Origin of the sequence: Massilia aurea, from assembly GCF_014200505.1 — a bacterium.
In the GTDB taxonomy this organism is placed as follows: Bacteria; Pseudomonadota; Gammaproteobacteria; order Burkholderiales; family Burkholderiaceae_D; genus Telluria; species Telluria aurea_B.
Genome location: NZ_JACHBX010000004.1, coordinates 359,775 through 381,564, shown reverse-complemented (window position 1 = coordinate 381,564; position 21,790 = coordinate 359,775). Strand labels below are relative to the sequence as shown.

Here is a 21,790-nt window from a genome sequence, read left to right as displayed (position 1 = left end):
TGGCGCCAGCCCCCTCGATGCGATGCTGATCGATTTTTTCCGCGCCCTGCGCGAGGCCCGCATCCCGGTCTCGATCCGCGAATTTCTGACGCTGCTCGACGCGCTGCAACGCGGCGTGATCGCCCCGTCGCTCGACGACTTCTACTATCTTGCGCGGCTGACGCTGGTGAAGGACGAAGCCCACTTCGACAAGTTCGATCGCGTCTTCGGCGCCTGGTTCCGCGGCATCGATGCGGTGTTCGACGCGAAGGCCGAGATTCCGCTCGACTGGCTGATCAAGCGCTTCGAGCGCGAACTCACGCCGGAGCAGAAAGCGCAGCTCGAAAAATTCGGCTACGACAAGCTGCAAGAACGCCTGCAGGAACTGCTGAAAGAGCAGAAGGAACGCCACGCAGGCGGCAGCAAGTGGATCGGTACCGGCGGCACGTCGCCGTTCGGCCATGGCGGCACCAACCCGGAAGGCATCCGCATCGGCGGCGAAAGTCGCAACCGCACCGCCGTGAAAGTGTGGGACCAGCGCACCTACCGCGACTACGACGGCGAGCGCGAACTGGGCACACGCAACCTGAAGGTGGCGCTGCGCCGCCTGCGCCGCTTCGCGCGCCAGGGCGCGGCGGATGAACTGGCGCTGGACGACACGATCCGCGCCACCGCCAGCAACGCCGGCTGGCTCGACATCCGCATGCGGCCCGAGCGCAAGAACCGGATCAAGGTCGTGATGCTGTTCGACGTCGGCGGCTCGATGGACGACCATATCGAACGCACCGAAGAACTGTTCTCGGCCGCCAGCAGCGAATTCAAAAACATGGAGTTCTACTACTTCCACAACTGCGTCTACGACTACCTGTGGAAGAACAACGCACGCCGCCACAGCGAGCGCTTTGCCACCTGGGACGTGCTGCGTAAATACCCGGCCGATACGCGCGTGCTGTTCGTCGGCGACGCAACCATGAGTCCCTACGAAGTCATGGCGCCCGGTGGCTCGGTCGAATACAACAACGACGAAGCCGGCGCGGTCTGGCTGGCGCGCTTCATGACGGCGTTTCCGAAATGCGCCTGGCTCAATCCCGAGCCCGAGCACCTGTGGCAGTACCGCCAATCGATCGCGCTGATTCGCCAGGTGATGAGCAACCGGATGTTCCCGATCACGCTGGAGGGCCTGGAACGGGCCATGCGCCTGTTGAGCAAGTAGTGTTAGCACGAACACGGACGCGAGCCGCCGGGCGCACTAGAATCGCGCAACGATAAGAAGAAGGAGACCGCATGCCTGACCTGTTGTCCGTATTGACGAGCCTTGCTTGGCCCCTGGCGATTGCGCTGGCATGGCTGGCCGGTGAATTTGGCCAGCGCTGGACCGGCCTGCCCCGCATCAGCTTCTACGGCCTGGTTGGCTTCGCGCTGGGCAGCGCGCAGATCGGCGTGCTGCCTGCCGCCGATCTGGGCCCGGTCGCGCTGCTGGCCAATATCGCCTTCGGCCTGGTCCTGTTCGAACTGGGCAACCGCATCAACCTGCGCTGGCTCGTCAACAATCCGTGGATCGGCGTGGCCGGCCTGGTCGAGTCCAGCCTGACCTTCGTGCTCGTCTACCTCGTCGCCATCGCGTTTGGCGCGGCCCAGATCACGGCGCTGCTGATGGCGGCGCTCTCCATGGCCACCTCCCCCGCCACCGTCGTGCGGGTCATCAACGAACAGAAAAGCTCGGGCCAGATGACCGAGCGCGTGCTGCACCTGTCGGCCCAGAACTGCGTGCTGGCTGTGTTCGCGTTCAACGCCATCATCGGCATCTGGCTGTTCCGCACGCAGGACGCCGTCAGTGAGGCAGTGTGGCAAAGCCTCGTGATGCTCGCCGCGTCGATCGTGGCCGGCGCCGTGTTCGGCCTGCTGGTGCCGGCGCTGCTGCGCGCGATCGGCAATGCGCAGCAGGACACGACCGTCGCGTTTGCGCTGGCCGTGATCCTCTTGGTGTCGATGTGCGATGTCGGCGGCCTGTCGCCAGTCGTCGCGGCACTGGCCTTCGGCCTGACCGTGCGCTCGCGCCGCGTGACCTTTACCCAGACCCAGCGCAATTTCGGCGCGCTCGGCGAAGTGCTCATCGTGCTGCTGTTCGTGTACGCCGCCTCGACCCTCGACTGGCGCCTGGTGACGGCCGGCGGCGTGATGGCGGTGGTTGTCGTGCTGGTGCGGCTGCTGGCCAAGACCGCCGGCGTGGCCGCGTTCTCGCACCTGTCGGGCGTCACCTGGCGCAAGGGCGCGCTCACGGGCCTGGGCCTGGCGCCGCTGGCCGTGTTCGTGATCCTGATGCTCGAACATGCGCGCTATGCCGGCCTGAAAGTGGTCGACGACCTGCACGCGATGGCCGCAGTCGCGATGCTGCTCGAAGTGTTTGGCCCGATCATCATCCAGCGCGCCCTGATCTGGGCGCACGAAGCACCGGAGTCCCATCATGCCGCTTGACGCTTTTACTTCGTCCACGCCGCTCACCTTCGGGGTCGAGCTCGAACTGCAACTGGTCAACCTGTCAGACTTCAACCTGACCGCCGCCAGCCCCGACCTGATGCATCTGCTGGAGCGCAAGCCGTTCCCGGGCAATGTCACGCCCGAGATCACCGAGAGCATGATCGAAATTAATTCGAGCGTGCACACGGCGTATGGCCCCTTGCTGGCCGAGCTGACCGAGATCCGCGACACGCTCGTCGCGGCAGGCGACACGCTCAATATCGGCATCGCCGGTGGCGGCACGCACCCGTTCCAGCACTGGTCCGACCAGCGCATTTCAGCCAAGCCGCGCTACGAATACCTGTCGCAACTGTACGGCTACCTGGCCAAGCAGTTCACGGTCTTCGGCCAGCACGTGCACATCGGCTGCGCCAACGGCGACGATGCGATGTACCTGCTGCACGCGCTGAACCGCTATCTGCCGCACTTCATCGCGCTGTCGGCGTCGTCGCCGTTCGTGCAGGGCCACGACAGCCTGTTCGAATCGGCACGCTTAAATTCCGTGTTTGCGTTTCCGATGAGCGGCCGCGCGCCCTTCACGCTCAGCTGGCAAGAGTTCACCGACGTGTACTTCGCCAAGATGGAACGTACGAACATCATCAAGAGCATGAAGGATTTTTACTGGGACCTGCGACCCAAGCCCGAATTCGGCACGATCGAGCTGCGCGTGTGCGACACGCCGCTGACCGTGGAGCGGGCCGCGGCGCTGGCGGCCTACCTGCAGGCGCTGTGCCGCCATCTGCTCGAGCGCAAGGATGAAGCACCTGCTGAAGACGATTACCTCGTCTACAACTACAACCGCTTCCAGGCTTGCCGCTTCGGGCTGGATGGCAGCATCACGCACCCGAAAACCTACGACAGCATCGTGATCCGCGACGATATCCTGGCCACGCTCGAACGGATGCTGCCGCACGCCGAAGCGCTGGGCTGCCGCCAGGCGCTGCAGCACCTGGCGGCAGCCGCCCGCGGCGGCAGCGATGCAGCAATCCTGCGTCGCCACGCCGAGCGCGAAGGCTCGGTCGAAGGGATGGTCAATGCGGCGATCGGGCACTTCCGGGGTGACCACGTGGCATGAGCTGCGCGAATCAGCCGTGCACTGCCCGGCTATCCGGCGGCGCCTGCTCGCGCTGCTGCATCCCGTAATCGCGTACCACGTGCGCCACGCGCAAACGGTAGTCGCGAAACACCCCGTCACGACCGGCAGCCTGCGCCGCCTGGTGCGCTTCCAGCGTACGCCAGCGCTGCACGGCGTCTTCATCGCGCCAGAACGACAACGACAGCAGGCGGCCGGGCTGCGTGAGCGATTCGAACCGTTCCACCGACACGAAGCCGTCGATCGCCTCGAGCGCAGCGCCCAGCGCCTGCGCCGTGGCGAGGTATTCGCGCTGGCGCAGCGGGTCGGGTTCGACTTCGAAGATGACCGCGATCACGCGCGGCTCCCGAGCGTGCCCTCCACCGCTTCGGTGAACGTGCGCGTTTCACGCACGATGAAACGCCCCTCGCGCGCCAGCGCGAAATTGGCGCGCGCCTCGTCATCCGTCTTCAAGCGTGTGCGGTACGCTTCGTAGTCGGCCAGACTGGCAAAGCCCACCAGCCCCCAGGCCTCGTCGTTGGTCCCCTCGTGCGGCAGGAAGTAGCCGATCAAGAAGCCGCCGAGCCGGGGAATGATGCGTCCCCAGTTGGCGGCGTATTCACGAAACTGCTCGCGCTGAAACGGATCGATGCGATAGCGGATGAAACAGGTAATGGTCATGGTGACTCCTCGGGTTTGGAGCGGTCACCTTAGCCTGATGCCGTGGCCAGATGCTTCGGTTAAGATCGAAGCATGAGAGACGGTCCCAATATCACCACCATCGCCGCACTGATCGGCGATCAGGCGCGCGCGCAGGCCCTGACCTTGCTGATGGCCGGACGGGCGCTCACCGCCACCGAACTGGCCGATGCGGCAGGCGTCACGCGCCAGACGATCAGCACCCATCTGGCCAAGCTGGTCGATGCCGGGCTGCTGGTCGTCCAGGCGCAGGGGCGGCACCGGTATTTCAGCATCGCCGATGCCGACGTGGCGGCGCTGCTCGAGACGCTGATGGGCATGGCCTTCGGCGCCGGCACGCTGCCGCTGCACCTGAAGCTGGGCCCGTCCGCGCCGGCCCTGCGCAAGGCGCGCGTCTGCTACGACCACCTGGCCGGCGAGCTTGGCGTGGTGTTGCATGACCGGCTGGCTGCGCGAGGCGCGTTCGGCTTCGGCGCCGACGGCATGGTGCTCACGACCGCAGGTGCGTCACTGATCGGCCAGCTGGGCGTCGACATCCCTGCACTGACCCGCTCACGACGCCCCGTGTGCCGCACCTGCCTGGACTGGAGCGAACGGCGTCACCATCTGGCCGGCGCACTGGGCAGCGCTCTGCTCGACCGGTTCGAACAACTCGGCTGGGCGCGCCGCGTGACAGGTTCGCGCGTCATGGCCTTCGATGCGCAGGGCGAGATCGCCCTGCGTGGCTGGCTCGATCAGGTCAGCCCGCCACCGGCACGCCCTTGCTGACCCAGCCCGTCTTCATGAAGCGTGCCAGCAGCGGCTGCCTGGCCGGTGCTGGCGGCGGCAGCCTGGCGTCGACCACGTTCGCCCACTGGTCGGCCAGCTGCTCGCAGGTGGCGCGCAGCACCGGGTCGATCGTCGGCAGGCGCGCCAGCGCGCACAGGTGGCGCTCGATCACGGACGCCAGCTTGACGCACGGCGGCTCGCCGTCGCCCTTGGCGCTGTAATGCGACATCAGGTGCAGCAGCGAGGCAACCAGCAGCGTGTCCTGGTTGCGCGGCTCGCCCGCTGTGGATGGCGTGGTGGGTATGGGGGAAATCGTCATGCGTAACGCTCCATGGACCAGAACAAGACAATGAGATGAGAATGATTCTCATTCATTATTCCCGTGTCACACGGTGAAAGCAAGCGATTTCGTGCTACAGGCGCGTCTCGCGCGCTGCGCGCAGGAACTCGTCGAGCACCGGCGTGCAGTCGAGCAGATCCACACCGCCCGCGCGGTGGAACTCGGGGTGCCATTGCAAGCCCATGACGAAGTTGGCGCGCTGGTAGCGGATCGCCTCGATGATGCCGTCCGGCTCGGACATCGCCTCGATGCGGATATCGCGCCCTAGGTCCTTGACGGCCTGGTGGTGGATCGAGTTGACTATCGCTTGCTGGATGTTGGGGAACATGCGGCCGAGCGACGAGCCCTTGGGAAACACGATCGCGTGGCGATGGGCATCGTACAGGTCGTGCACGTGCGCTAGCGCGTCGGGACGGTCGGTGGCGACGTCCTGGTGCAGCGTGCCGCCAAAGGCGACGTTGATCAGCTGGCAGCCACGGCACACGCCCAGGACCGGTTTGCCGGCGTCGACGAATTCGTGCAGCAGTTCGAGCTCGTACACGTCGCGTGCGCGGTCGCCGCTCCATTCGGGGCGCGTGGGCGTTTCGGAATAGGTTTGCGGCGCGACGTCGGCCCCGCCCTGCAGCACGAGGCCATCCAGATGACGCGCATAGTGGCGCAGCGTGATGTTGCTGGGGTGGAGCAAGCCGTTGGTATTGACCGTCGGGATCATGAACACCAGCACGTCGCGCGACATCACCCACTGGGCAATGGATTCCTCGAGGTACTGCAGGTTCTTGCTCAGCAGACCCTTGGCGCCCGCTTCGGGATGAAAGATGCGGGCCGAGACGCCAATGTGCAGCGTGCGCTGCATGATGTCGCGACTGAAGCGTTCACGCAGCGAGCGAAAGCGCGACGTGATGACCCGGCCGGCCAGGGCCACCGGGTTGTCGCCATCGCGCAGATAGCGCGCCGGCCCGCGTGCGTGCTGGCCGCCGCTGGCGCGCCGGTCGGGCACGCGCACGCGCGTCTCGCGACGTTCATCGATATCCGCCTCGGGCGAGGGGTCGTCTGGCTTGCGCTTGATGGGGTCGTCTTCGGTCATGTCATTAATATAACTTCGGCAATGCTGCGCACGATTCAAAGTTGTTACAAAAGGTCGCCACGCGCTCAGACCGGCACATCGAGCAGCTTCTGGAAGGTCAGCATCAGGTGGCGCCCTGCCACGGGCGTCTCGAGCAGGCCGCGCGCGCCGGCCAGCCGGGCGCGGGCACTGTCGTACTGAAACGATGGCGCGACCATGAACACGACCGGCGTGCGCCCGGCGCCGGCCTGCGCCTTGATCGATGAACACAGCGCATACGGTTCGATGCCCGGGGCGGCCGTGTTGATGAGCACCAGCGCCACCGGCGTCTCGTCACACAAGCGCACGGCGGCGGCCCGGCTGTCGGTCCATTCGACGCCGATCCGGCGCGGCCCGAGCACCTGCGCCACCCGGTTGCGCAGGTTGCACGCCTGATCGACGATCAGTACCGGGCCATCGACGGGGCCGCGGCGCAGTCGCGTGTAGAATGCGGGCGTTTCAAGATCCGGTCCCAGGCGCGGACGGCGGCGGCGTTCGGCCAGCACGCGGCGCGCACGGGCGCCCTGCTGGGCCAGCGCATGCACGCGCGTGTCGAGCAGTTCGGCCAGCTTTCCATGCAACGCCCGTTGGTCAAGCGGGCGGGTTAGAGTTGGCCAACAGGTGGCGTCACTGCCGCCGATGACCAGTACCGGTTGCAGCGCATCGGGTGGCCGGCACGCCAGTTGCGCCAGCGCAAACGGGTTGTCGCCATTGGCAATCAGCAGATGCGGCTCTTGCAAACTATCGGCATGCAGGCAAGAATACGACGGCCCGGCGCCCGGCGCGTCTTCGAGCAGCGCCGCCAGCCGGGCGGTTTCAACCGGATCAAAGCCGATCGGACGCACGGTGAACAGACAATGGGATCGCTGCATCAAGCCCCACCCTTCTTGCATCGATTATGTATTTACAGCGTAATCTAGCACAAAGGTGCAAGGTGAAAAGCACGACATAAGCGCAAAATACTGTATATTTATACAGTTAAAAAGCATTTCCTTTTCCGCTCGACAAGATAGAATGCCAACGCATTCTACAAATACTCTTCAAGATGGCCTCCAAGAAACCCGCTCCAGACTACAGCGAATCATCCATCCGCGTCCTCAAGGGACTCGAACCTGTGAAACAGCGTCCGGGCATGTACACCCGCACGGAAAATCCGCTCCACATCATCCAGGAAGTGATCGACAACGCCTCCGATGAGGCGCTGGGTGGCTATTGCAAGAACATCAGCGTCACGATGAACCCGGATGGCTCGATCACGGTCGAAGATGACGGCCGCGGCATCCCGGTCGGCATCCACCCTGAAGAAGGCGTGTCCACGGTCGAAATCGTGTTCACGCGCCTGCACGCCGGTGGCAAATTCGACAAAGGCTCGGGCGGCGCGTATGCGTTCTCGGGCGGCCTGCACGGCGTCGGCGTGTCGGTCACCAATGCGCTGTCCAAGCGTCTCGAGATCGAAGTCTGGCGCAAGGACGATCAAGGCAACGGCCAGCACAAGCTGGTGTTCGCCGCCGGCGACGTGATCGAACCCCTCACCTCCGCGCCATTCGAGCGCGGCGGCAAGAAGAACGGCACGCGCGTAACAGCCTGGCCGGACGGCAAGTACTTTGATTCGCCGACCATCCCGATGAACGACCTGCAACGCCTGCTGCGCTCGAAAGCCGTGCTGCTGCCGGGCGTAACGGTCACGCTCACGAACGCCAAGGGCGAAGTCCAGACCTGGCGCTACGACGAGGGCCTGCGTGGCTACCTGACCGAAGCGCTGGCGCAAAGCTCCACCGGCGAAACGCTGATCCCGCTGTTCGAAGGCGCGCAGTACGCGGCCGCCGGCGACGACAGTTTCGCTGAAGGCGAAGGCGCGGCCTGGGTCGTGGCCTGGACCGAAGAAGGCGGCGTGGTGCGAGAATCCTACGTCAACCTGATCCCCACCGTCAGCGGCGGCACCCACGAAGCGGGCCTGCGCGACGGCCTGTATGGCGCCGTCAAGAACTTCGTCGAGCTGCATGGCTTGCTGCCGAAAGGCGTCAAGCTGCTGCCCGAAGACGTGTTCGCGCGCGTCTCGTTCGTGCTGTCGGCCAAGGTGCTGGACCCGCAGTTCCAGGGCCAGACGAAAGAACGCCTGAATTCGCGCGATGCGCTCAAGCTGGTCTCGACCTTCACCAGGCCACCGCTCGAATTGTGGCTGAACCAGCACGTCGAATACGGCAAGAAGCTGGCTGAACTCGTGATCCGCCAGGCGCAATCGCGTCTGCGCTCGCTGCAGAAAGTCGAAAAGAAAAAATCGTCGGGCGTGGCCGTGTTGCCGGGCAAACTGACCGATTGCGAATCGAACGACATCACGCGCAACGAACTGTTCCTGGTCGAGGGCGACTCGGCCGGCGGCTCGGCCAAGATGGGCCGCGACAAGGAATTCCAGGCCATCCTGCCGCTGCGCGGCAAGGTGCTCAACTCGTGGGAAACCGACCGCGACCGCCTGTTTGCCAACAATGAAATCCACGATATCTCGGTGGCGATCGGCGTCGATCCGCACAGCGCGAGCGACTCGCCCGACCTGACCGGTCTGCGCTACGGCAAGATCTGCATCCTGTCCGATGCCGACGTCGACGGCTCGCACATCCAGGTGCTGCTGCTCACTTTGTTCTTTAAGCATTTTCCGGCGCTGTTCGCGAACGGGAACATCTGCATCGCGCGCCCACCGCTGTTCCGCGTCGACGTGCCCGCGCGCGGCAAGAAGCCGATCCAGAAGCTGTATGCACTCGACTCGGGCGAGCTGCTGGCGATCGAAGACAAGCTGAAAAAAGAAGGCCTGAAAGAAGGCGTGTGGAGCATCTCGCGCTTCAAGGGCCTGGGCGAGATGAACGCCGAGCAGCTGTGGGAAACGACGATGAACCCGGACACGCGCCGCCTGCTGCCCGTGTTTTTGGGCGACTACGACCACGCCGAATCGTCGGCACGCTTCAATATGCTGATGGGCAAAGGCGAAGCCGCCGCGCGCCGCGCCTGGATCGAAGAACACGGAAACGAGACCGAGGCGGATATTTGATGAGACTGTGATCTGCAAGCTGAACTTGGGTTCCCGCATCCGCGGGAACGACGGTCTTGCAGCCACTGGCCCATGTACGTCGTTCCAGCGAAGGCTGGAACCTAAGTCCTCCGCACCGCCACCACCGCTCGCCAGAACACGAAACAGACACCATGACGAACCAACCAAGTCTCTTTGAACAGCAACACGAGCCGTCCGACGTCGAGACGCTCACCCTCTCCACTTTCGCCGAGCGCGCCTACCTCGACTACGCCGTTTCGGTGGTCAAGGGCCGCGCGCTGCCGGACGTGTCGGACGGCCAGAAGCCGGTCCAGCGCCGCATCCTGTACGCGATGAATGAACTGGGCCTGGGCCCGACCGCCAAGCCGCGCAAGTCGGCGGCCGTGGTCGGCGACGTGCTCGGCAAACTGCACCCGCACGGCGACCAGTCGGTGTACGACGCGCTGGTGCGCATGGCGCAGGACTTCTCGCTGCGCTACCCGCTGATCGACGGCCAGGGCAACTTCGGCTCGCGCGATGGCGATGGTGCTGCCGCGATGCGCTACACCGAAGCGCGCCTGACGCCGATTGCCCGCATCCTGATGGATGAAATCGACATGGGCACGGTCGACTCGCAGCCCAACTACGACGGTTCGACGACCGAGCCGCGCACGCTGCCGGCGCGCTTGCCGATGGTGCTGCTCAACGGCGCCTCGGGCATCGCGGTCGGCCTGGCCACCGAGATCCCCTCGCACAATCTGCGCGAAGTGGCTGCCGCCGCTGTCGCCATGATCCGCAATCCGAAGATGTCGCACGCCGAGCTGATGGGCATCGTGCCCGGCCCCGACTTCCCGGGCGGCGGCCAGATCATCACCCCGGCGTCCAGCATCGCCGACATGTACGCGGTGGGCCGCGGCTCGATGAAGGTGCGCGCGCGCTGGAAGATCGAAGAACTGGCGCGCGGCCAGTGGCAGGCGATCGTCTACGAACTGCCGCCAGGCTGCTCGTCGCAGCGCGTGCTCGAAGAAATCGAAGAACTGACCAACCCGAAGGTCAAGGCCGGCAAAAAGGCGCTGCTGCCCGAGCAGCTCGCGCTGAAGAACACCGTGCTGGGCGCGCTCGACACGGTGCGCGACGAATCGGGCCGCGAAGCTGCGGTGCGCCTGGTGTTCGAGCCGAAGTCGAAGAACCAGGACCAGAACGAATTCATGCTGATGCTGCTCGCGCACACGTCGCTCGAGTCGTCCAGCCCGATCAATATGGTGATGATCGGCGGCGACGGTCGCCCGCGTCAAAAAGGCCTGGGCACGATCATTCAGGAGTGGATCGACTATCGCTTCACGACGATCCGCCGCCGCACCGACTTCAAGCTGGCCAAGGTCAACGACCGCATCCACATTCTGGAAGGCCGCGAGACGGTCCTGCTGAACATCGACAAGGTCATCGCCATCATCCGCAACGCGGATGAACCGAAGGCCGCGCTGATCGAGGAATTCCGCCTGAGCGAGCGCCAGGCCGAAGACATCCTCGAAATCCGCCTTCGCCAGCTGGCGCGCCTGGAAGCGATCAAGATCCAGCAAGAGCTGGCCGACCTGCGGAGCGAGAAGGAAAAGCTGCAGGACATCCTCGAGAACCCGTCGTCGATGAAGCGCCTGATCATCCGCGAAATCGAAGCCGACGCCAAGCAGTTCGGCGACGAGCGCCGCACCGTGATCGAAGAAGCGCAGCGCGCAGTGGCCGAGCAGAAGGTCGTCGATGAACCGGTGACCGTGATCGTGTCCGAAAAAGGCTGGGTGCGTGCCCGCACGGGCATCGGCCACGACCCGGCGCAGTTCGCGTTCAAGGCCGGCGACTCGCTGTACAAGGCGTTCGAATGCCGCACGGTCGACCATCTGCTGGGTATTGGCGACAACGGCAAGGTGTATTCGGTGCCGGTGGCGGCGCTGCCTGGTTCGCGCGGTGATGGCGTGCCGATCACGACGCTGGTCGACCTGTCGGGCGGCATCCGCATCCTGCATTATTTTGCGGGTAATCCCGAGACGCGCCTGCTGCTGTCGACGTCGGACGCCTTTGGCTTCATCACCAAGGCGGGCGACATGGTCAGCCGTCTGAAGGGTGGCAAGTCATTCATCACGCTCAACGACGGCGCGACGCCACTGCCACCACGGATCGTGACCGACAGCTGCGGCGCGATCGCGTGCCTGTCCGAAAAGGGCCGCGTGCTGGTATTCGGCATCGATGAGATGAAGGTGCTGACCAATGGCGGCCGCGGCGTGACGCTGATGGAACTCGAGCCGAAAGAAGCCATGCTGGCGGCGCAGCCAATCAACCAGAAAGGCCTGAATGTGATCGGCACCTGGGCCGGCGACAAGGCGCGCACCGTGGAGCTGTTCGCCTCCGGCCTGGAGCCACACTTCGGCAAGCGCTCGCGCAAGGGCAAGGCTTTGTCGGCGCGCATGAAGGCGCATGATCTGGGGATGCGGGCAGCCGAAACCGACTCTGTGAAAACGTAACGCGACCACAGGCGGCATAACGCCGAAATGGCGTACAGTTAGCTGCTGTAGGGTGGGCGGGTTTCCCGCCCACGCGTTCAACTCGACGTTGCACACCACAGAGCGAAGTGGGTTTGAACGCGTGGACGGCACAGCCGCCCACCCTACGACTGCCTCACTCGCTCGTTGAACGCAAAAAAAATGCCAGCTAAGCCGAAATGGCGTTCAGTTAGCTGATGTAGGGTGGGCGGGTTTCCCGCCCACGCGTTCAACTCGACGTTGCACACCACAGAGCGAAGTGGGTTTGAACGCGTGGGCGGCACAGCCGCCCACCCTACGACTGCCTCACTCACTCGTTGAACGCAAAAAAAATGCCGGCTGAGCCGGCATTTTTTATTGGAACTAGTTGCTTAGTTCTTTGCAGCAGCCTTGTGCACGTCAGCCTGGGCTTCAGCGCGGACCTGTTCGGTCTTGGCAGCAGCGGTTGCCTTGTCGGCAGCAGCATCAACCTGTGCTTTCAGCACTTTCTCGTCAGCCTTGATCATCTTCTTCTCGGCCTTCAGGTTGGCGTCAGCCACTTTGCCTTCGGCCTTGGCCATTGCCTTGGCGCGGTCTTCAGGATCGGCCTTGGCGACGTTGGCAGCAGCGTCGGTGTGGGTCTTGACCAGCTTGGCGTGTGCGTCGCCCTTGGTTTCCGTCGCCTTGGCCACGGTCTTGTTCAGCTTCTGGTCAGCCTTGACTGCGGCCTTGATTTCTTTTTGTTCGGCCTTGATGACGTCTTTCTCGGCGCTGGCTTCAGCCTTCACGATGCGGTTGTCCGCAGCGGTGGTGGTTGGTGCGGTGGTCTGGGCGTGAGCAGCGGTAACCATCAGGCCGGCGATAAGGGTTGCGATCAGTTTGTTCATGATAAGTTTCCTTTTGGTGGTCGCTGTACAGAGCGGGTTGCCCGTGCAGTCGTTGTTGTTGTTCAGTGATTCCAGAATACGACGTCAAGACAGTCGGGTCTGTTAGCCAGCACACGCAGAAATTGTCAGAGTTGTAAGCAAAGATTACTGACGAACAGAGCCCGCATACAAATCAATGATGTCCGTGACCCCATCGCGGCACACCGGGCAGAACGCATTGCTGCGGTCGAACATCAGGCACTGCATCGCGGGCCGGTAGTACCCGCTCGCCTCGTAGTTGGCGCCTTCAAAAGCGCCGACCGCGTGGCGGTGCGGCTGCCGGTCGAACAGCGCGTTGGTCTGTTTGAGGTCTTCACGGAACAAGGCGCTCATCTCCGACTCCGGCCGGTTGGCCTCGCGCAGCGCGGCGCGCTTTTTCTGGTAGGCGCGCGACGCGGCTTCGTAGTCGGCCTTTGGCCATGGCGTCGGCAACGGCGTGCCGGCCGTCACATGACGCTGCCATTTGAGCTTGGCCGGGTCACGCAGCGCCGTGACGTTCGGTTCCCACGGCTCCATGCGTCCGCTCGCCGCGGCGTAAGCCACCGGCGAGGTGTAGTACTCGTCGGCCAGGCCCGCGAAGTGGTGCCCGAATTCGTGCACGAACAGGTAGTCGGCCCAGTCGTTGCCGGCTGCCGCCGTGCTGAACTGGCCGAAGATCCCGCCGCCGCCGTAGGTTTCGTTGTTGACCAGGATTTCGATGAATTCATACGGCGCGTGCTGGGCAATGTCGCGCAGCGCGCGGTTGTCGAGCGTGAGCACATAGCGCTCGCTGCCGAAGATGTCGTAGCGCGTGCCCAGCGCCGATGGATGGTGTACGCCGGTCGATGGCCGGCTGATGCCCGATTGCCCGGTCGGCACGGCCATCGCCCAGACATTGAAGTCCTCCGCGCGCTCCTTGAACGGCGAGACCGAAAACAGATGCGCCGACAGGCGCCGCGCATCCTGCTCGAATTTTTTCATCTCTGTCTGCGTGTAGCCGTCGCCCAGGATCAACAGGTCGACCTTGTCGGGCGACGGGCCGCTGACTTGAATTGGGATCGGCTTTGCCGCCGCCGGCGGCTGGCGCTTGACCACGTCCGGCGCGTTCGGATCGACGTCGATGCTCCAGGCGACCGAGAACTGGTTGCGCTCGTCGCGCTTCAGGATGCGCACGCGCACCGGCTGCGCGAACTGGGGAAAGCGCACCGACTCGCTGAAGCTGCGGCTGATGCGCCCTGCTTCCTCGGTCGTGCGCCACTCGCCGAACACGGTGGAGAAACCGCGCGAATACAGCACGTCGCCCGTTTTCGGATCCACCACTTCGACCCGGTTCTGGCCGCGGTTGGTGTCGTCCAGGTTGCGCGCCGCGCTGCCGGGCCAGGGCAATGGCTCGATGACGACACGTTCGATCGCGTAGCTGTCCGCCAGCGCATTGCCGCTGTGCGCGTAGTCCAGGCGGACCGTGGCCGGCTGCGCAGCGTGGGCGAGTGAAGCGAATGCGCCAAACAGCAGCGCAGCAAAGGAGTGAAACAGGCGCATCGCGAATCCTTGACAGGTAGATCGCGCTATTCTAAGCCGGCCATGGCCTGCGGCGGCGACGCGACCTGTCAGATTTACCAGCCCAAGGCGATTGACCCGGCCTGGCAACCACGCCACAATCGGCCTGGTCATCCTTGACCATCCGGAGTTCCGATGTTTTGCCTGCGCGCCTGCCTTGCTGTTCCGCTGTTCAGTGCCTGCCTGGCCCATGCCGCCCCGGCCTGCAAGCCCGGCCAGCCGGTCGACGAAAGCGGCTTCGTGGAGATCGGCGGCATCGCGCAGTGGGTCACCGTCAGTGGCGACGACTGTGCCAATCCGGTGCTGCTGTACGTGCACGGCGGCCCGGGTAATCCGACTTCGGTGTTTGGCGCCGGCCCGTATGCATCGTGGCGCAAGCACATCACGCTGGCGCAGTGGGATCAGCGCGGCAGCGGCATGACCTGGGGCCGTCACCGCCCCGGCGAGGACGTCCCCTTGCGCATCGAACAGCTGCGCGACGATGGCCTCGACGTGGCGCGCTATCTGACGCAGCGTTTCGGCAGGGACAAGGTGATCCTGCTGGGCAGCTCGTGGGGCTCGATGATCGGCGCCCACATGGCCAAAGAAAAGCCGGGGCTGTTCTGTGCCTATGTCGGCGTGGCCCAACTGGTGGGTTACCGGGACAATGCCACGTCATGGAGCACGGTCATTGCCCGCGCAAGGGCGGCGAACGACACTGCCACCGTCACGCAACTGGAGGCGCTCGGCCCCCCGCCCTGGACCAATCCGCGCAACTTCGGCATCGTGCGGCGCGCCGTGCGCAAGTACGAGGCGCCCAACATCGACCCGACGCCGCCATCCTGGTTCGAGGTGCTGCCTTTGTATGCCTCGCCGCAGGCAAAGGCCGACTACACCGAGGGCGAGGATTATTCGTTCTTGAAATTCGTCGGCTGGAAAGGCGACGGCATGGCGTCCACGATGGACCTGTACCGCCTGGGCACGCGCTACGAGCTGCCGGTCTATCTGGTGCAGGGAACAGAAGACCTGTTGACCGAGCCAAAGGTCACGCGCCGCTTCTTCGAGGCCATCACGGCGCCGGACAAGGCTCTGGTCGAGGTGCCGCGCGCCGGCCACGATCCGAACGGCCCGCTGATCGATGCACAGCGCCAGGTGCTGGCCGAGCGGCTGCAGTGGCGCTGCGACTGAGCGCCGAGAGTACCGAATAAAAGACTTTCAAGCACTCGGTTTACAAGTGGCGGCAGCAGCCCAATCGCTCAACGAGCCGCGAAATTTCGTCTCCCTGACCTTGAGCAGACACAAAGTAGTTTGCTGCGTTAATTTGCCCCACCATTGAATTGTTCCCGGACTGATTCGATCAAGGCCGCTCCACTCGGTGCCTCCATATGTGCACACGAGCCACTTGCTTTCGTTTGGCTTAAAGCCGTAGACGGTATCCCAGCCACCCTTCACTTTTTTCGCTTCTGGGCCTTGCAATGTTTGCTCGCTATGCAGTTCTCCAACGTGCATGTAGGCGAACGATAGACGAGCCGGTTGCACGCGTCCGCTACCTTCTGGCAAGGTGACGTCCTTGTCAGGGTACCGTGGCGGGCACTCAATTACTTCAGCGTGTGCTGCGGATGTCAGAACAAGCGCGGTGAGTAGAAAACTTTTCATGGGACCATCACCACATAGAATTCATCAGCATTGTTGGAGGGGGTTGCAAACCTGGGGTATGCTTTTCGGAACGCAGGCGTAAGCGAGCCAAGGCCTCGCGCGGCTACGGTCTTTCCTCGGTACTGGTCGATCATCGAGAACACACACGGCATCCCGTTAATCATCACTGCGCCGTTCTCGAATCTGCGAAACAACCCGGCATGCCAGCCGTGCTTGTTGGGGTAGCGAGCCTTGCCGTTCTCAAAGACGAAGTTCGCAATAACGGTACCGGGCTGGAGAGAGCGAACATCGATTACCTTTGCTCCCGGTTGCCACTGGCTAGTGTGGCCAACCACGGTAAGTTCTTGTGGCAGTCTGGCGCACTCTCCATTCGCGACGTACTTTCCAGCCCAGGTCTGTTCCAGCGCCTCAAGATCGCCTTGGTAGATGATACTGCGGGGCATGCTGGCCTCGCCTCAAGCGCACTTGTTAGCGGCACAATCCCAGCCGCCCGAAGAGTTGCCTTCGGTACCGCCCCGGATGCCCTGCTTCGTGTATTTCCATTTCATTTTTGAATATGCCAGGAAGACGTGTTCAGTGACTATTCCCGAATCACCGCTGCCCGGGTTGATCCCGGAGATCATCACGTTTTCGATTTCCACAGTGTAATAACAGATTGGCTTGCCGTCGCCATCCGCTCGCATGAACTCGAGTTTCGCTCGCGGGAGCGTTTTTCCCATCGCACAGTGCTGCTGAAGTACGGGTGAGGACAAGTCAGCCAGCTTTTTGAAGGATAGGTTAGACAGCTCGGCTCTACCAGTCGTCAGGCCGCCAGCTGTCGATACCGCATCAGCCCGTGGCTGGAAAACGCTCCAAGCGACGTGCGATACTTCGATCCAGTCTTTGTGACCGCTGTCCGCAGACTCGCCCTTGATCCCTTCGATCTGCATATATGCGTCAAGTGCCATTTCGTTCTCCTTTGAGTGAACAAAACAGCAATTGTCACTGGGCTGGAGTCGGTCCAGCTTGGTCGAGGTCAGGCAATCAGACGGGAATTATCAAGGGTGATCCAGCGTCCAGTCTGGCTGGGCACCAGCCCGGAGCTGCAAACCAGGCATGCTGACATAACAAATGCAAAGCGCCCGAATATAGCCATCCGCCAGCTGAGCAGGAGATGGCCTACAGTCGCGGCGCGCCGGTACCGTGATGGATGCCCTGCTGGGTCAGTCGTTAAACGCGCCTCGGTTGATCATTCATTGAACCAGCTTTAACAAATCGGATTGAGGAGGTGGCTCTCGCACAGGCGCGTATGACTAATCTTTTTATAGTCCGAATAATCTTGATGGTGTTTCGAAAGGAAGAAATATTGGTCTGATGAAATAGCTAGAGCCATTTAGGAGATCGACCCTGATTGCGCCCGGTGCATCACCGTCGCACGTCCCGGCGAAGGCAAACTCACGTAAAACGATCCTGCTCACTTTCGTTTCCATCACCGATCCATTCGGTCATGATGGTGTCCATTTTGAACGAGCTTATCTGGCTTGTAATCTCATCAGCACGTATATATCACCCGGAGATCACCGATACTGATACAGCGGCCGTTGCACCACGATCGGCCGTATATCGAGCCGCACGTTATAGACCGAATAAGCTTCGCTGTACGCCGACTGGTAGCCTACCGTTTCGTTCACGCGACCGAGCTTGAACTCGAAGCCCAGGTCGGGCCGGTCGGCATTCGGGCTGTCGAGCGACAGGCCAATCGCATCCGGCTGGTCGCTGTCGACGAGCTTGGACATCAGGTCGACCACCGTGCCGTTGCCGAGGATATCGGCCGAGAACAGCGGCCCGCGCCAGTACGGCTTGTTCGCATCGAGCTTGCCACGCACTTTCTCGGGCGCCGGCGTGAACACCTTGCTGTCCAGGTTGAAGCGGTCGCCGTTATCGAGATAGCTCAGGCGGCCGTTACTGAGGTTGAAGGTGCCGTCGCGCGTGGCGGCGTTGCTCAGGTCAACCAGCAGCGCACCGCGATAGCCAAGCACTTCGACGTCGCGCTTCGGCCCCACGACCATCGCCGTGTTCTCGTCGATGCCCAGGCCGATGTTGTAGCCCTTGGCCAGCATGGCCGGCAGCATGCGCGCAAAGCGCCCGCGCACCAGCAGGTGCTGGTCGATGAAGACGTCGTCGCCGATGAAGCCCAGGCCGCGCGTGATCTGGCGGCCATCAGCCACGCCGTGCTGGAGCGTGCCCAGCACCGAGCGCGGATGGCCGAACATCGTGGCGCTCATGATGGCAGCGCCAGCGCTCGAGCCGGCAATGACGCCACCGCGCCGGTACATGTCCCACAGCGCATCGAGCAGTTGCGTGTTGCTGCCATCGGGCCGGCGCAGCGCGTTCGTGATGCGCGCCTGATCGCCGCCCGAGAAGTAGGCGCCGCCCGCCGAACGCACCGCCTCGACTAGCGCCGGATCTTCGGCGGCGGCGCGCACGTCGGAACCGTCGAGGCGTTCGGCGACGGGAACAAAGAACGCCTTGGCACCGTGCTGATCCAGCCGTTCGATGAGATAGTTGCCAGCGCGTTCGGGACTGGCCGAGGCCGAGGCGAAGACCGCGATGCGGGCATTCTTGCCGCCGGCAAGCTGCACGATTCGCGTCCAGACAGCGTCGTTGTCATCGCGCAGCGCGCCACCGATGATGACGAGCGAGCCCTTGGGCTGCAGTGACGATGGCGATGGTGTGGACGGCGACTCGGCCGCGTGGCTGGTGACGCCAGCGGCGACGGCCAGCGCGAGCGTGGTATGAGCAACAACACGGACGACAGATTGGAACATGCGACTTCCCCCGATGAGTCATCAGCGTAAGCCTGATTCCAGTTTCACGTCGCCATGTTGAGTGCGCTCAGGATAAGTAGATGTTGGGAAAGTAACGCTCCATCAATGTCTGTGGACGCAACGGTGGGGTGAACCCGAAGCGTTCGTACAGGCCGTGGCAATCCGACGTGGCCAGCGTGAAGCGGCGTAATTGCTGCAGGCTGGGATGCCGCATCACCACCCCGATCAATTGCTTGCCATAACCACAGCCACGGGCTTCCGGCACGACGAACACGTCCACCAGATTGGCGAAGGTGGAAAAATCGGTAATCACGCGCGCGAAGGCGATCTGGCGCCCATCGAGGTAGCCGCCAAAGCACAGCGAGTTTTCAATGGCGCGCTCGACGACGGGCCGCGAAATGCCCACGGCCCAGGTGGACTGCTCGCTGAGGAAGCGGTAGATCATTGGAATGTCGAGACGGGTCTGGTCGGTGCTGACCTCGAAGCTGGAATCGTTCGTCATCATGGCCTGGACAAGGTGACAAAAAGTCATTCTAGCGCCGATTGGTACCAACGCAAGCGGCGATGTGGCCTGCCGCACCGGATTTTGCCAGGCCCCGCATGGAAGCCTGTCCGCAAGCCTGCCTGCGAGCCTGGCCAGCCATGCCGCATGGCACACAGGCAGCGCAGTTTATAATCAAGGGATCCCCAACCGGAATCCCACCATGACCGAACAATTCTCCAAAAAAGCCGAAGCCTGGTCTGCCCGCTTCTCTGAACCCGTATCGGATCTCGTCAAGCGCTACACCGCATCGGTCTTCTTCGACAAACGCCTGGCCCCGCACGACATCGAGGGCTCGCTCGCGCACGCCGAGATGCTGGCTGCACAAGGCATCATCAGCGAACACGACCGCGCTGAAATTGAACGCGGCATGACGCAGATCCGGGCCGAGATCGACGCCGGCAGCTTCGAATGGCTGCTCGACCTCGAAGACGTGCACCTGAACATCGAAAAACGCCTGACCGAACTGGTGGGCGACGCCGGCAAGCGCCTGCACACGGGCCGCTCGCGCAACGACCAGGTCGCAACTGATATTCGCCTGTACGTGCGCGCCGCGATCGACGATATCGTCACGCTGCTCGCCAGCCTGCGCGGCGCCCTGACCGACCTGGCCGAACGCCACGCCGACACGATCATGCCGGGCTTCACGCACCTGCAGGTGGCCCAACCGATCACCTTTGGCCACCACATGCTGGCCTACGTCGAAATGTTCGGCCGCGACGCCGAGCGCATGCTCGACGCGCGCCGCCGCGTGAACCGCCTGCCGCTGGGCGCCGCCGCACTGGCCGGCACCACCTTCCCGATTGACCGCCTGCGCGTGGCCAAGACGCTCGGCTTTGACGACGTGTGCCACAACTCCCTCGATGCAGTGTCAGACCGCGACTTCGCGATCGAGTTCACGGCCGCCGCATCGATTCTGATGATGCACATCTCGCGCATGTCCGAAGAACTGGTCATGTGGATCAGCCCGCGCATCGGCTTCATCGACATCGCCGACCGCTTCTGCACCGGCTCGTCGATCATGCCGCAAAAGAAGAACCCGGACGTGCCGGAGCTCGCCCGTGGCAAGACCGGCCGCGTGTATGGCCACCTGATTGGCCTCCTGACCCTGATGAAGGGCCAGCCGCTGGCCTACAACAAGGACAACCAGGAAGACAAGGAGCCACTGTTCGACACGATCGACACCGTGATGGACACGCTGCGCATCTTCACCGACATGGCCTCGGGCATCACGGTCAAGGCCGAAAACATGCGCTCGGCAGCGCTGCAGGGCTATGCCACAGCCACCGACCTGGCCGACTATCTGGTCAAGCGCGGCCTGCCGTTCCGCGATGCCCACGAAGCGGTGGCGCATGCCGTGCGCGCCTGCGACGATGCCGGTTGCGACCTGTCCGAGATGTCGCTCGAGACGCTGCAGACGTTCTCGCCGCTGATCGAAGAGGACGTGTTCGCGGTCCTCACGCTCGAAGGTTCGGTGGCTGCGCGCGACCACGTGGGCGGCACCGCGCCGAACCAGGTGCGCATCGCCATCGAGCGCGTGCGCAAGCAGCTGGCCGAGTAATTTCATACCCCTGGAGCGGGCCGGCGCTGATCCAGCGCCGGCCCGCTTTTCCATGCCCTTTTTAGATTGAGGACGCCATGACCGCATTGCCCGCACGCGACTACGCCGCCTTCCTGTTCGACATGGACGGCACCATCCTGACATCCATCATCGCCGCCGAGCGCGTCTGGGCCGACTGGGCCCGCAGCCACGGACTGGACGTGGACGTGTTCCTGCCGACGATCCACGGCAAGCGCAGCGTCGACACTGTGCGCGGCCTCGGCCTGCCCGACATCGACGCGGAAGCAGAAGCGCACCGCATCACGCTTGCCGAGATCGAGGACGTCGACGGCATCGAAGCGATTGCCGGTGTGGCCGCCTTCCTGGCCACACTGCCAGTGGAGCGCTGGGCGATCGTGACGTCGGCGCCACGCGCGCTGGCCCAGGCGCGCATCGCCGCAGCCGGCCTGCCGCTGCCGCCGGTGCTGGTCGCAGCCGAAGACGTCAAGCACGGCAAGCCGGCGCCGGACCCGTTCCTTCTCGGCGCCGAAAAGCTGGGCATGCGCCCAGAAGAATGCCTCGTGTTCGAAGACACGCTGGCTGGCCTGCAGTCGGCCGCTGCTGCGGGCATGGACAGCGTGATGGTCACCGCCACGCACAAGCATCCGGTCGAGACCGACGTGATGGGCGTGCCGGATTACGATGATTTGCGGGCGATTCGTACGGGTGAAGGTTTGCTGCAGCTACAGCGTACGCGCTCTTAATTTCGTTCAAGCCGTTCGACGTTTGTTGAACGCGT

21 protein-coding genes are annotated in these 21,790 nt (G+C 63.5%); 9 read left to right on the top strand and 12 right to left on the bottom strand.

Going from position 1 to position 21,790, the window contains the following annotated elements; translation table 11 throughout:
* Positions 1-22 precede the first annotated feature (22 nt).
* From HD842_RS18800 to HD842_RS18790, 3 genes are all read left to right on the top strand, one after another.
* Complete coding sequence (locus HD842_RS18800; RefSeq protein ID WP_183556278.1) at positions 23-1,192, top strand: vWA domain-containing protein; 1,170 nt, start codon at positions 23-25, stop codon at positions 1,190-1,192.
* 71 nt (positions 1,193-1,263) lie between these two features.
* Positions 1,264-2,454, top strand: a complete 1,191-nt coding sequence (locus HD842_RS18795; RefSeq protein ID WP_183556277.1) for a cation:proton antiporter — start codon at positions 1,264-1,266, stop codon at positions 2,452-2,454.
* Positions 2,444-3,571 (top strand): YbdK family carboxylate-amine ligase, encoded by a 1,128-nt coding sequence (locus HD842_RS18790; RefSeq protein WP_183556276.1) that lies wholly within the window; start codon positions 2,444-2,446, stop codon positions 3,569-3,571. Before HD842_RS18795 ends, HD842_RS18790 begins: the two co-directional genes overlap by 11 nt.
* 10 nt (positions 3,572-3,581) lie before the next feature.
* Here the strand turns inward: HD842_RS18790 and HD842_RS18785 are convergent, their stop codons facing one another.
* Together HD842_RS18785 and HD842_RS18780 are read right to left on the bottom strand one after the other, a co-directional pair.
* Positions 3,582-3,926, bottom strand: a complete 345-nt coding sequence (locus HD842_RS18785; RefSeq protein ID WP_183556275.1) for an antibiotic biosynthesis monooxygenase family protein — start codon at positions 3,924-3,926, stop codon at positions 3,582-3,584.
* Positions 3,923-4,249: an NIPSNAP family protein gene (locus HD842_RS18780; RefSeq protein ID WP_183556274.1), complete on the bottom strand. Its 327-nt coding sequence runs from the start codon at positions 4,247-4,249 to the stop codon at positions 3,923-3,925. Before HD842_RS18780 ends, HD842_RS18785 begins: the two co-directional genes overlap by 4 nt.
* Before the next feature lie 72 nt (positions 4,250-4,321).
* Here HD842_RS18780 and HD842_RS18775 point away from each other — a divergent pair, with 72 nt between their 5' ends.
* Positions 4,322-5,035 (top strand): ArsR/SmtB family transcription factor, encoded by a 714-nt coding sequence (locus HD842_RS18775; protein ID WP_183556273.1) that lies wholly within the window; start codon positions 4,322-4,324, stop codon positions 5,033-5,035.
* Here the strand turns inward: HD842_RS18775 and HD842_RS18770 are convergent.
* The 3 genes from HD842_RS18770 to HD842_RS18760 all read right to left on the bottom strand — a co-directional run bounded on the left by HD842_RS18770 (position 5,007) and on the right by HD842_RS18760 (position 7,349).
* On the bottom strand, positions 5,007-5,354 hold the full coding sequence (locus HD842_RS18770) for a hypothetical protein (RefSeq protein ID WP_183556272.1): 348 nt from the start codon (positions 5,352-5,354) through the stop codon (positions 5,007-5,009). The genes HD842_RS18775 and HD842_RS18770 overlap by 29 nt on opposite strands.
* A 94-nt stretch (positions 5,355-5,448) precedes the next feature.
* The gene (locus HD842_RS18765) at positions 5,449-6,459 is read right to left on the bottom strand and encodes a gamma-glutamyl-gamma-aminobutyrate hydrolase family protein (protein WP_183556271.1); all 1,011 of its coding nucleotides are present in this window, start codon (positions 6,457-6,459) and stop codon (positions 5,449-5,451) included.
* 65 nt (positions 6,460-6,524) lie between these two features.
* Positions 6,525-7,349 (bottom strand): response regulator, encoded by an 825-nt coding sequence (locus tag HD842_RS18760; protein WP_183556270.1) that lies wholly within the window; start codon positions 7,347-7,349, stop codon positions 6,525-6,527.
* 173 nt (positions 7,350-7,522) lie between these two features.
* On the opposite strand from HD842_RS18760, the gene HD842_RS18755 reads away from it, so the two are divergent.
* Together HD842_RS18755 and parC are read left to right on the top strand one after the other, a co-directional pair.
* Positions 7,523-9,517, top strand: a complete 1,995-nt coding sequence (locus HD842_RS18755) for a DNA topoisomerase IV subunit B (RefSeq protein ID WP_183556269.1) — start codon at positions 7,523-7,525, stop codon at positions 9,515-9,517.
* Positions 9,518-9,669: 152 nt separating this feature from the next.
* On the top strand, positions 9,670-12,009 hold the full coding sequence (gene parC / locus HD842_RS18750) for a DNA topoisomerase IV subunit A (RefSeq protein ID WP_183556268.1): 2,340 nt from the start codon (positions 9,670-9,672) through the stop codon (positions 12,007-12,009).
* A gap of 389 nt (positions 12,010-12,398) precedes the next feature.
* Here parC and HD842_RS18745 read toward each other — a convergent pair whose 3' ends face one another.
* Positions 12,399-12,893: a hypothetical protein gene (locus HD842_RS18745; protein WP_183556267.1), complete on the bottom strand. Its 495-nt coding sequence runs from the start codon at positions 12,891-12,893 to the stop codon at positions 12,399-12,401.
* Between the two features lie 144 nt (positions 12,894-13,037).
* On the bottom strand, positions 13,038-14,450 hold the full coding sequence (locus HD842_RS18740) for an IgA Peptidase M64 (protein WP_183556266.1): 1,413 nt from the start codon (positions 14,448-14,450) through the stop codon (positions 13,038-13,040).
* Positions 14,451-14,603: 153 nt separating this feature from the next.
* On the opposite strand from HD842_RS18740, the gene HD842_RS18735 reads away from it, so the two are divergent.
* A complete protein-coding gene (locus HD842_RS18735; RefSeq protein WP_183556265.1) occupies positions 14,604-15,635 on the top strand; it encodes an alpha/beta fold hydrolase in 1,032 nt (343 codons plus the stop codon).
* Between the two features lie 27 nt (positions 15,636-15,662).
* Here the strand turns inward: HD842_RS18735 and HD842_RS18730 are convergent, their stop codons facing one another.
* The 5 genes from HD842_RS18730 to HD842_RS18710 all read right to left on the bottom strand — a co-directional run bounded on the left by HD842_RS18730 (position 15,663) and on the right by HD842_RS18710 (position 19,415).
* Positions 15,663-16,103, bottom strand: coding sequence for an STY0301 family protein (locus tag HD842_RS18730; protein WP_183556264.1), 441 nt, complete (start codon positions 16,101-16,103; stop codon positions 15,663-15,665).
* A complete protein-coding gene (locus HD842_RS18725) occupies positions 16,100-16,546 on the bottom strand; it encodes a BPSL0067 family protein (RefSeq protein WP_183556263.1) in 447 nt (148 codons plus the stop codon). Before HD842_RS18725 ends, HD842_RS18730 begins: the two co-directional genes overlap by 4 nt.
* A gap of 12 nt (positions 16,547-16,558) precedes the next feature.
* Positions 16,559-17,050 carry an Hcp family type VI secretion system effector gene (locus tag HD842_RS18720; protein ID WP_183556262.1) on the bottom strand — a complete coding sequence of 164 codons (492 nt, stop codon included), beginning with the start codon at positions 17,048-17,050 and terminating at the stop codon, positions 16,559-16,561.
* A gap of 609 nt (positions 17,051-17,659) precedes the next feature.
* Positions 17,660-18,910, bottom strand: a complete 1,251-nt coding sequence (locus HD842_RS18715; RefSeq protein WP_183556261.1) for a cyanophycinase — start codon at positions 18,908-18,910, stop codon at positions 17,660-17,662.
* A gap of 67 nt (positions 18,911-18,977) precedes the next feature.
* On the bottom strand, positions 18,978-19,415 hold the full coding sequence (locus tag HD842_RS18710) for a GNAT family N-acetyltransferase (protein ID WP_183556260.1): 438 nt from the start codon (positions 19,413-19,415) through the stop codon (positions 18,978-18,980).
* 199 nt (positions 19,416-19,614) lie between these two features.
* Here HD842_RS18710 and argH point away from each other — a divergent pair, with 199 nt between their 5' ends.
* Positions 19,615-21,012, top strand: coding sequence for an argininosuccinate lyase (gene argH / locus HD842_RS18705; protein ID WP_183556259.1), 1,398 nt, complete (start codon positions 19,615-19,617; stop codon positions 21,010-21,012).
* 77 nt (positions 21,013-21,089) lie between these two features.
* Positions 21,090-21,755, top strand: a complete 666-nt coding sequence (locus HD842_RS18700) for an HAD-IA family hydrolase (protein WP_183556258.1) — start codon at positions 21,090-21,092, stop codon at positions 21,753-21,755.
* The last annotated feature ends 35 nt before the right edge of the window (positions 21,756-21,790 follow it).

Bases quoted from the DNA above. Each gene is read 5' to 3' on its own strand.
- HD842_RS18800 (WP_183556278.1), top strand. From the start codon at position 23: ATGCTGATCGATTTTTTCCGCGCCCTGCGCGAGGCCCGCATCCCGGTC.
- HD842_RS18795 (WP_183556277.1), top strand. From the start codon at position 1,264: ATGCCTGACCTGTTGTCCGTATTGACGAGCCTTGCTTGGCCCCTGGCG.
- HD842_RS18790 (WP_183556276.1), top strand. From the start codon at position 2,444: ATGCCGCTTGACGCTTTTACTTCGTCCACGCCGCTCACCTTCGGGGTC.
- HD842_RS18780 (WP_183556274.1), bottom strand. From the start codon at position 4,249: ATGACCATTACCTGTTTCATCCGCTATCGCATCGATCCGTTTCAGCGC.
- HD842_RS18775 (WP_183556273.1), top strand. From the start codon at position 4,322: ATGAGAGACGGTCCCAATATCACCACCATCGCCGCACTGATCGGCGAT.
- HD842_RS18770 (WP_183556272.1), bottom strand. From the start codon at position 5,354: ATGACGATTTCCCCCATACCCACCACGCCATCCACAGCGGGCGAGCCG.
- HD842_RS18765 (WP_183556271.1), bottom strand. From the start codon at position 6,459: ATGACCGAAGACGACCCCATCAAGCGCAAGCCAGACGACCCCTCGCCC.
- HD842_RS18760 (WP_183556270.1), bottom strand. From the start codon at position 7,349: ATGCAGCGATCCCATTGTCTGTTCACCGTGCGTCCGATCGGCTTTGAT.
- HD842_RS18755 (WP_183556269.1), top strand. From the start codon at position 7,523: ATGGCCTCCAAGAAACCCGCTCCAGACTACAGCGAATCATCCATCCGC.
- parC (WP_183556268.1), top strand. From the start codon at position 9,670: ATGACGAACCAACCAAGTCTCTTTGAACAGCAACACGAGCCGTCCGAC.
- HD842_RS18745 (WP_183556267.1), bottom strand. From the start codon at position 12,893: ATGAACAAACTGATCGCAACCCTTATCGCCGGCCTGATGGTTACCGCT.
- HD842_RS18740 (WP_183556266.1), bottom strand. From the start codon at position 14,450: ATGCGCCTGTTTCACTCCTTTGCTGCGCTGCTGTTTGGCGCATTCGCT.
- HD842_RS18735 (WP_183556265.1), top strand. From the start codon at position 14,604: ATGTTTTGCCTGCGCGCCTGCCTTGCTGTTCCGCTGTTCAGTGCCTGC.
- HD842_RS18730 (WP_183556264.1), bottom strand. From the start codon at position 16,103: ATGAAAAGTTTTCTACTCACCGCGCTTGTTCTGACATCCGCAGCACAC.
- HD842_RS18725 (WP_183556263.1), bottom strand. From the start codon at position 16,546: ATGCCCCGCAGTATCATCTACCAAGGCGATCTTGAGGCGCTGGAACAG.
- HD842_RS18720 (WP_183556262.1), bottom strand. From the start codon at position 17,050: ATGGCACTTGACGCATATATGCAGATCGAAGGGATCAAGGGCGAGTCT.
- HD842_RS18715 (WP_183556261.1), bottom strand. From the start codon at position 18,910: ATGTTCCAATCTGTCGTCCGTGTTGTTGCTCATACCACGCTCGCGCTG.
- HD842_RS18710 (WP_183556260.1), bottom strand. From the start codon at position 19,415: ATGATGACGAACGATTCCAGCTTCGAGGTCAGCACCGACCAGACCCGT.
- argH (WP_183556259.1), top strand. From the start codon at position 19,615: ATGACCGAACAATTCTCCAAAAAAGCCGAAGCCTGGTCTGCCCGCTTC.
- HD842_RS18700 (WP_183556258.1), top strand. From the start codon at position 21,090: ATGACCGCATTGCCCGCACGCGACTACGCCGCCTTCCTGTTCGACATG.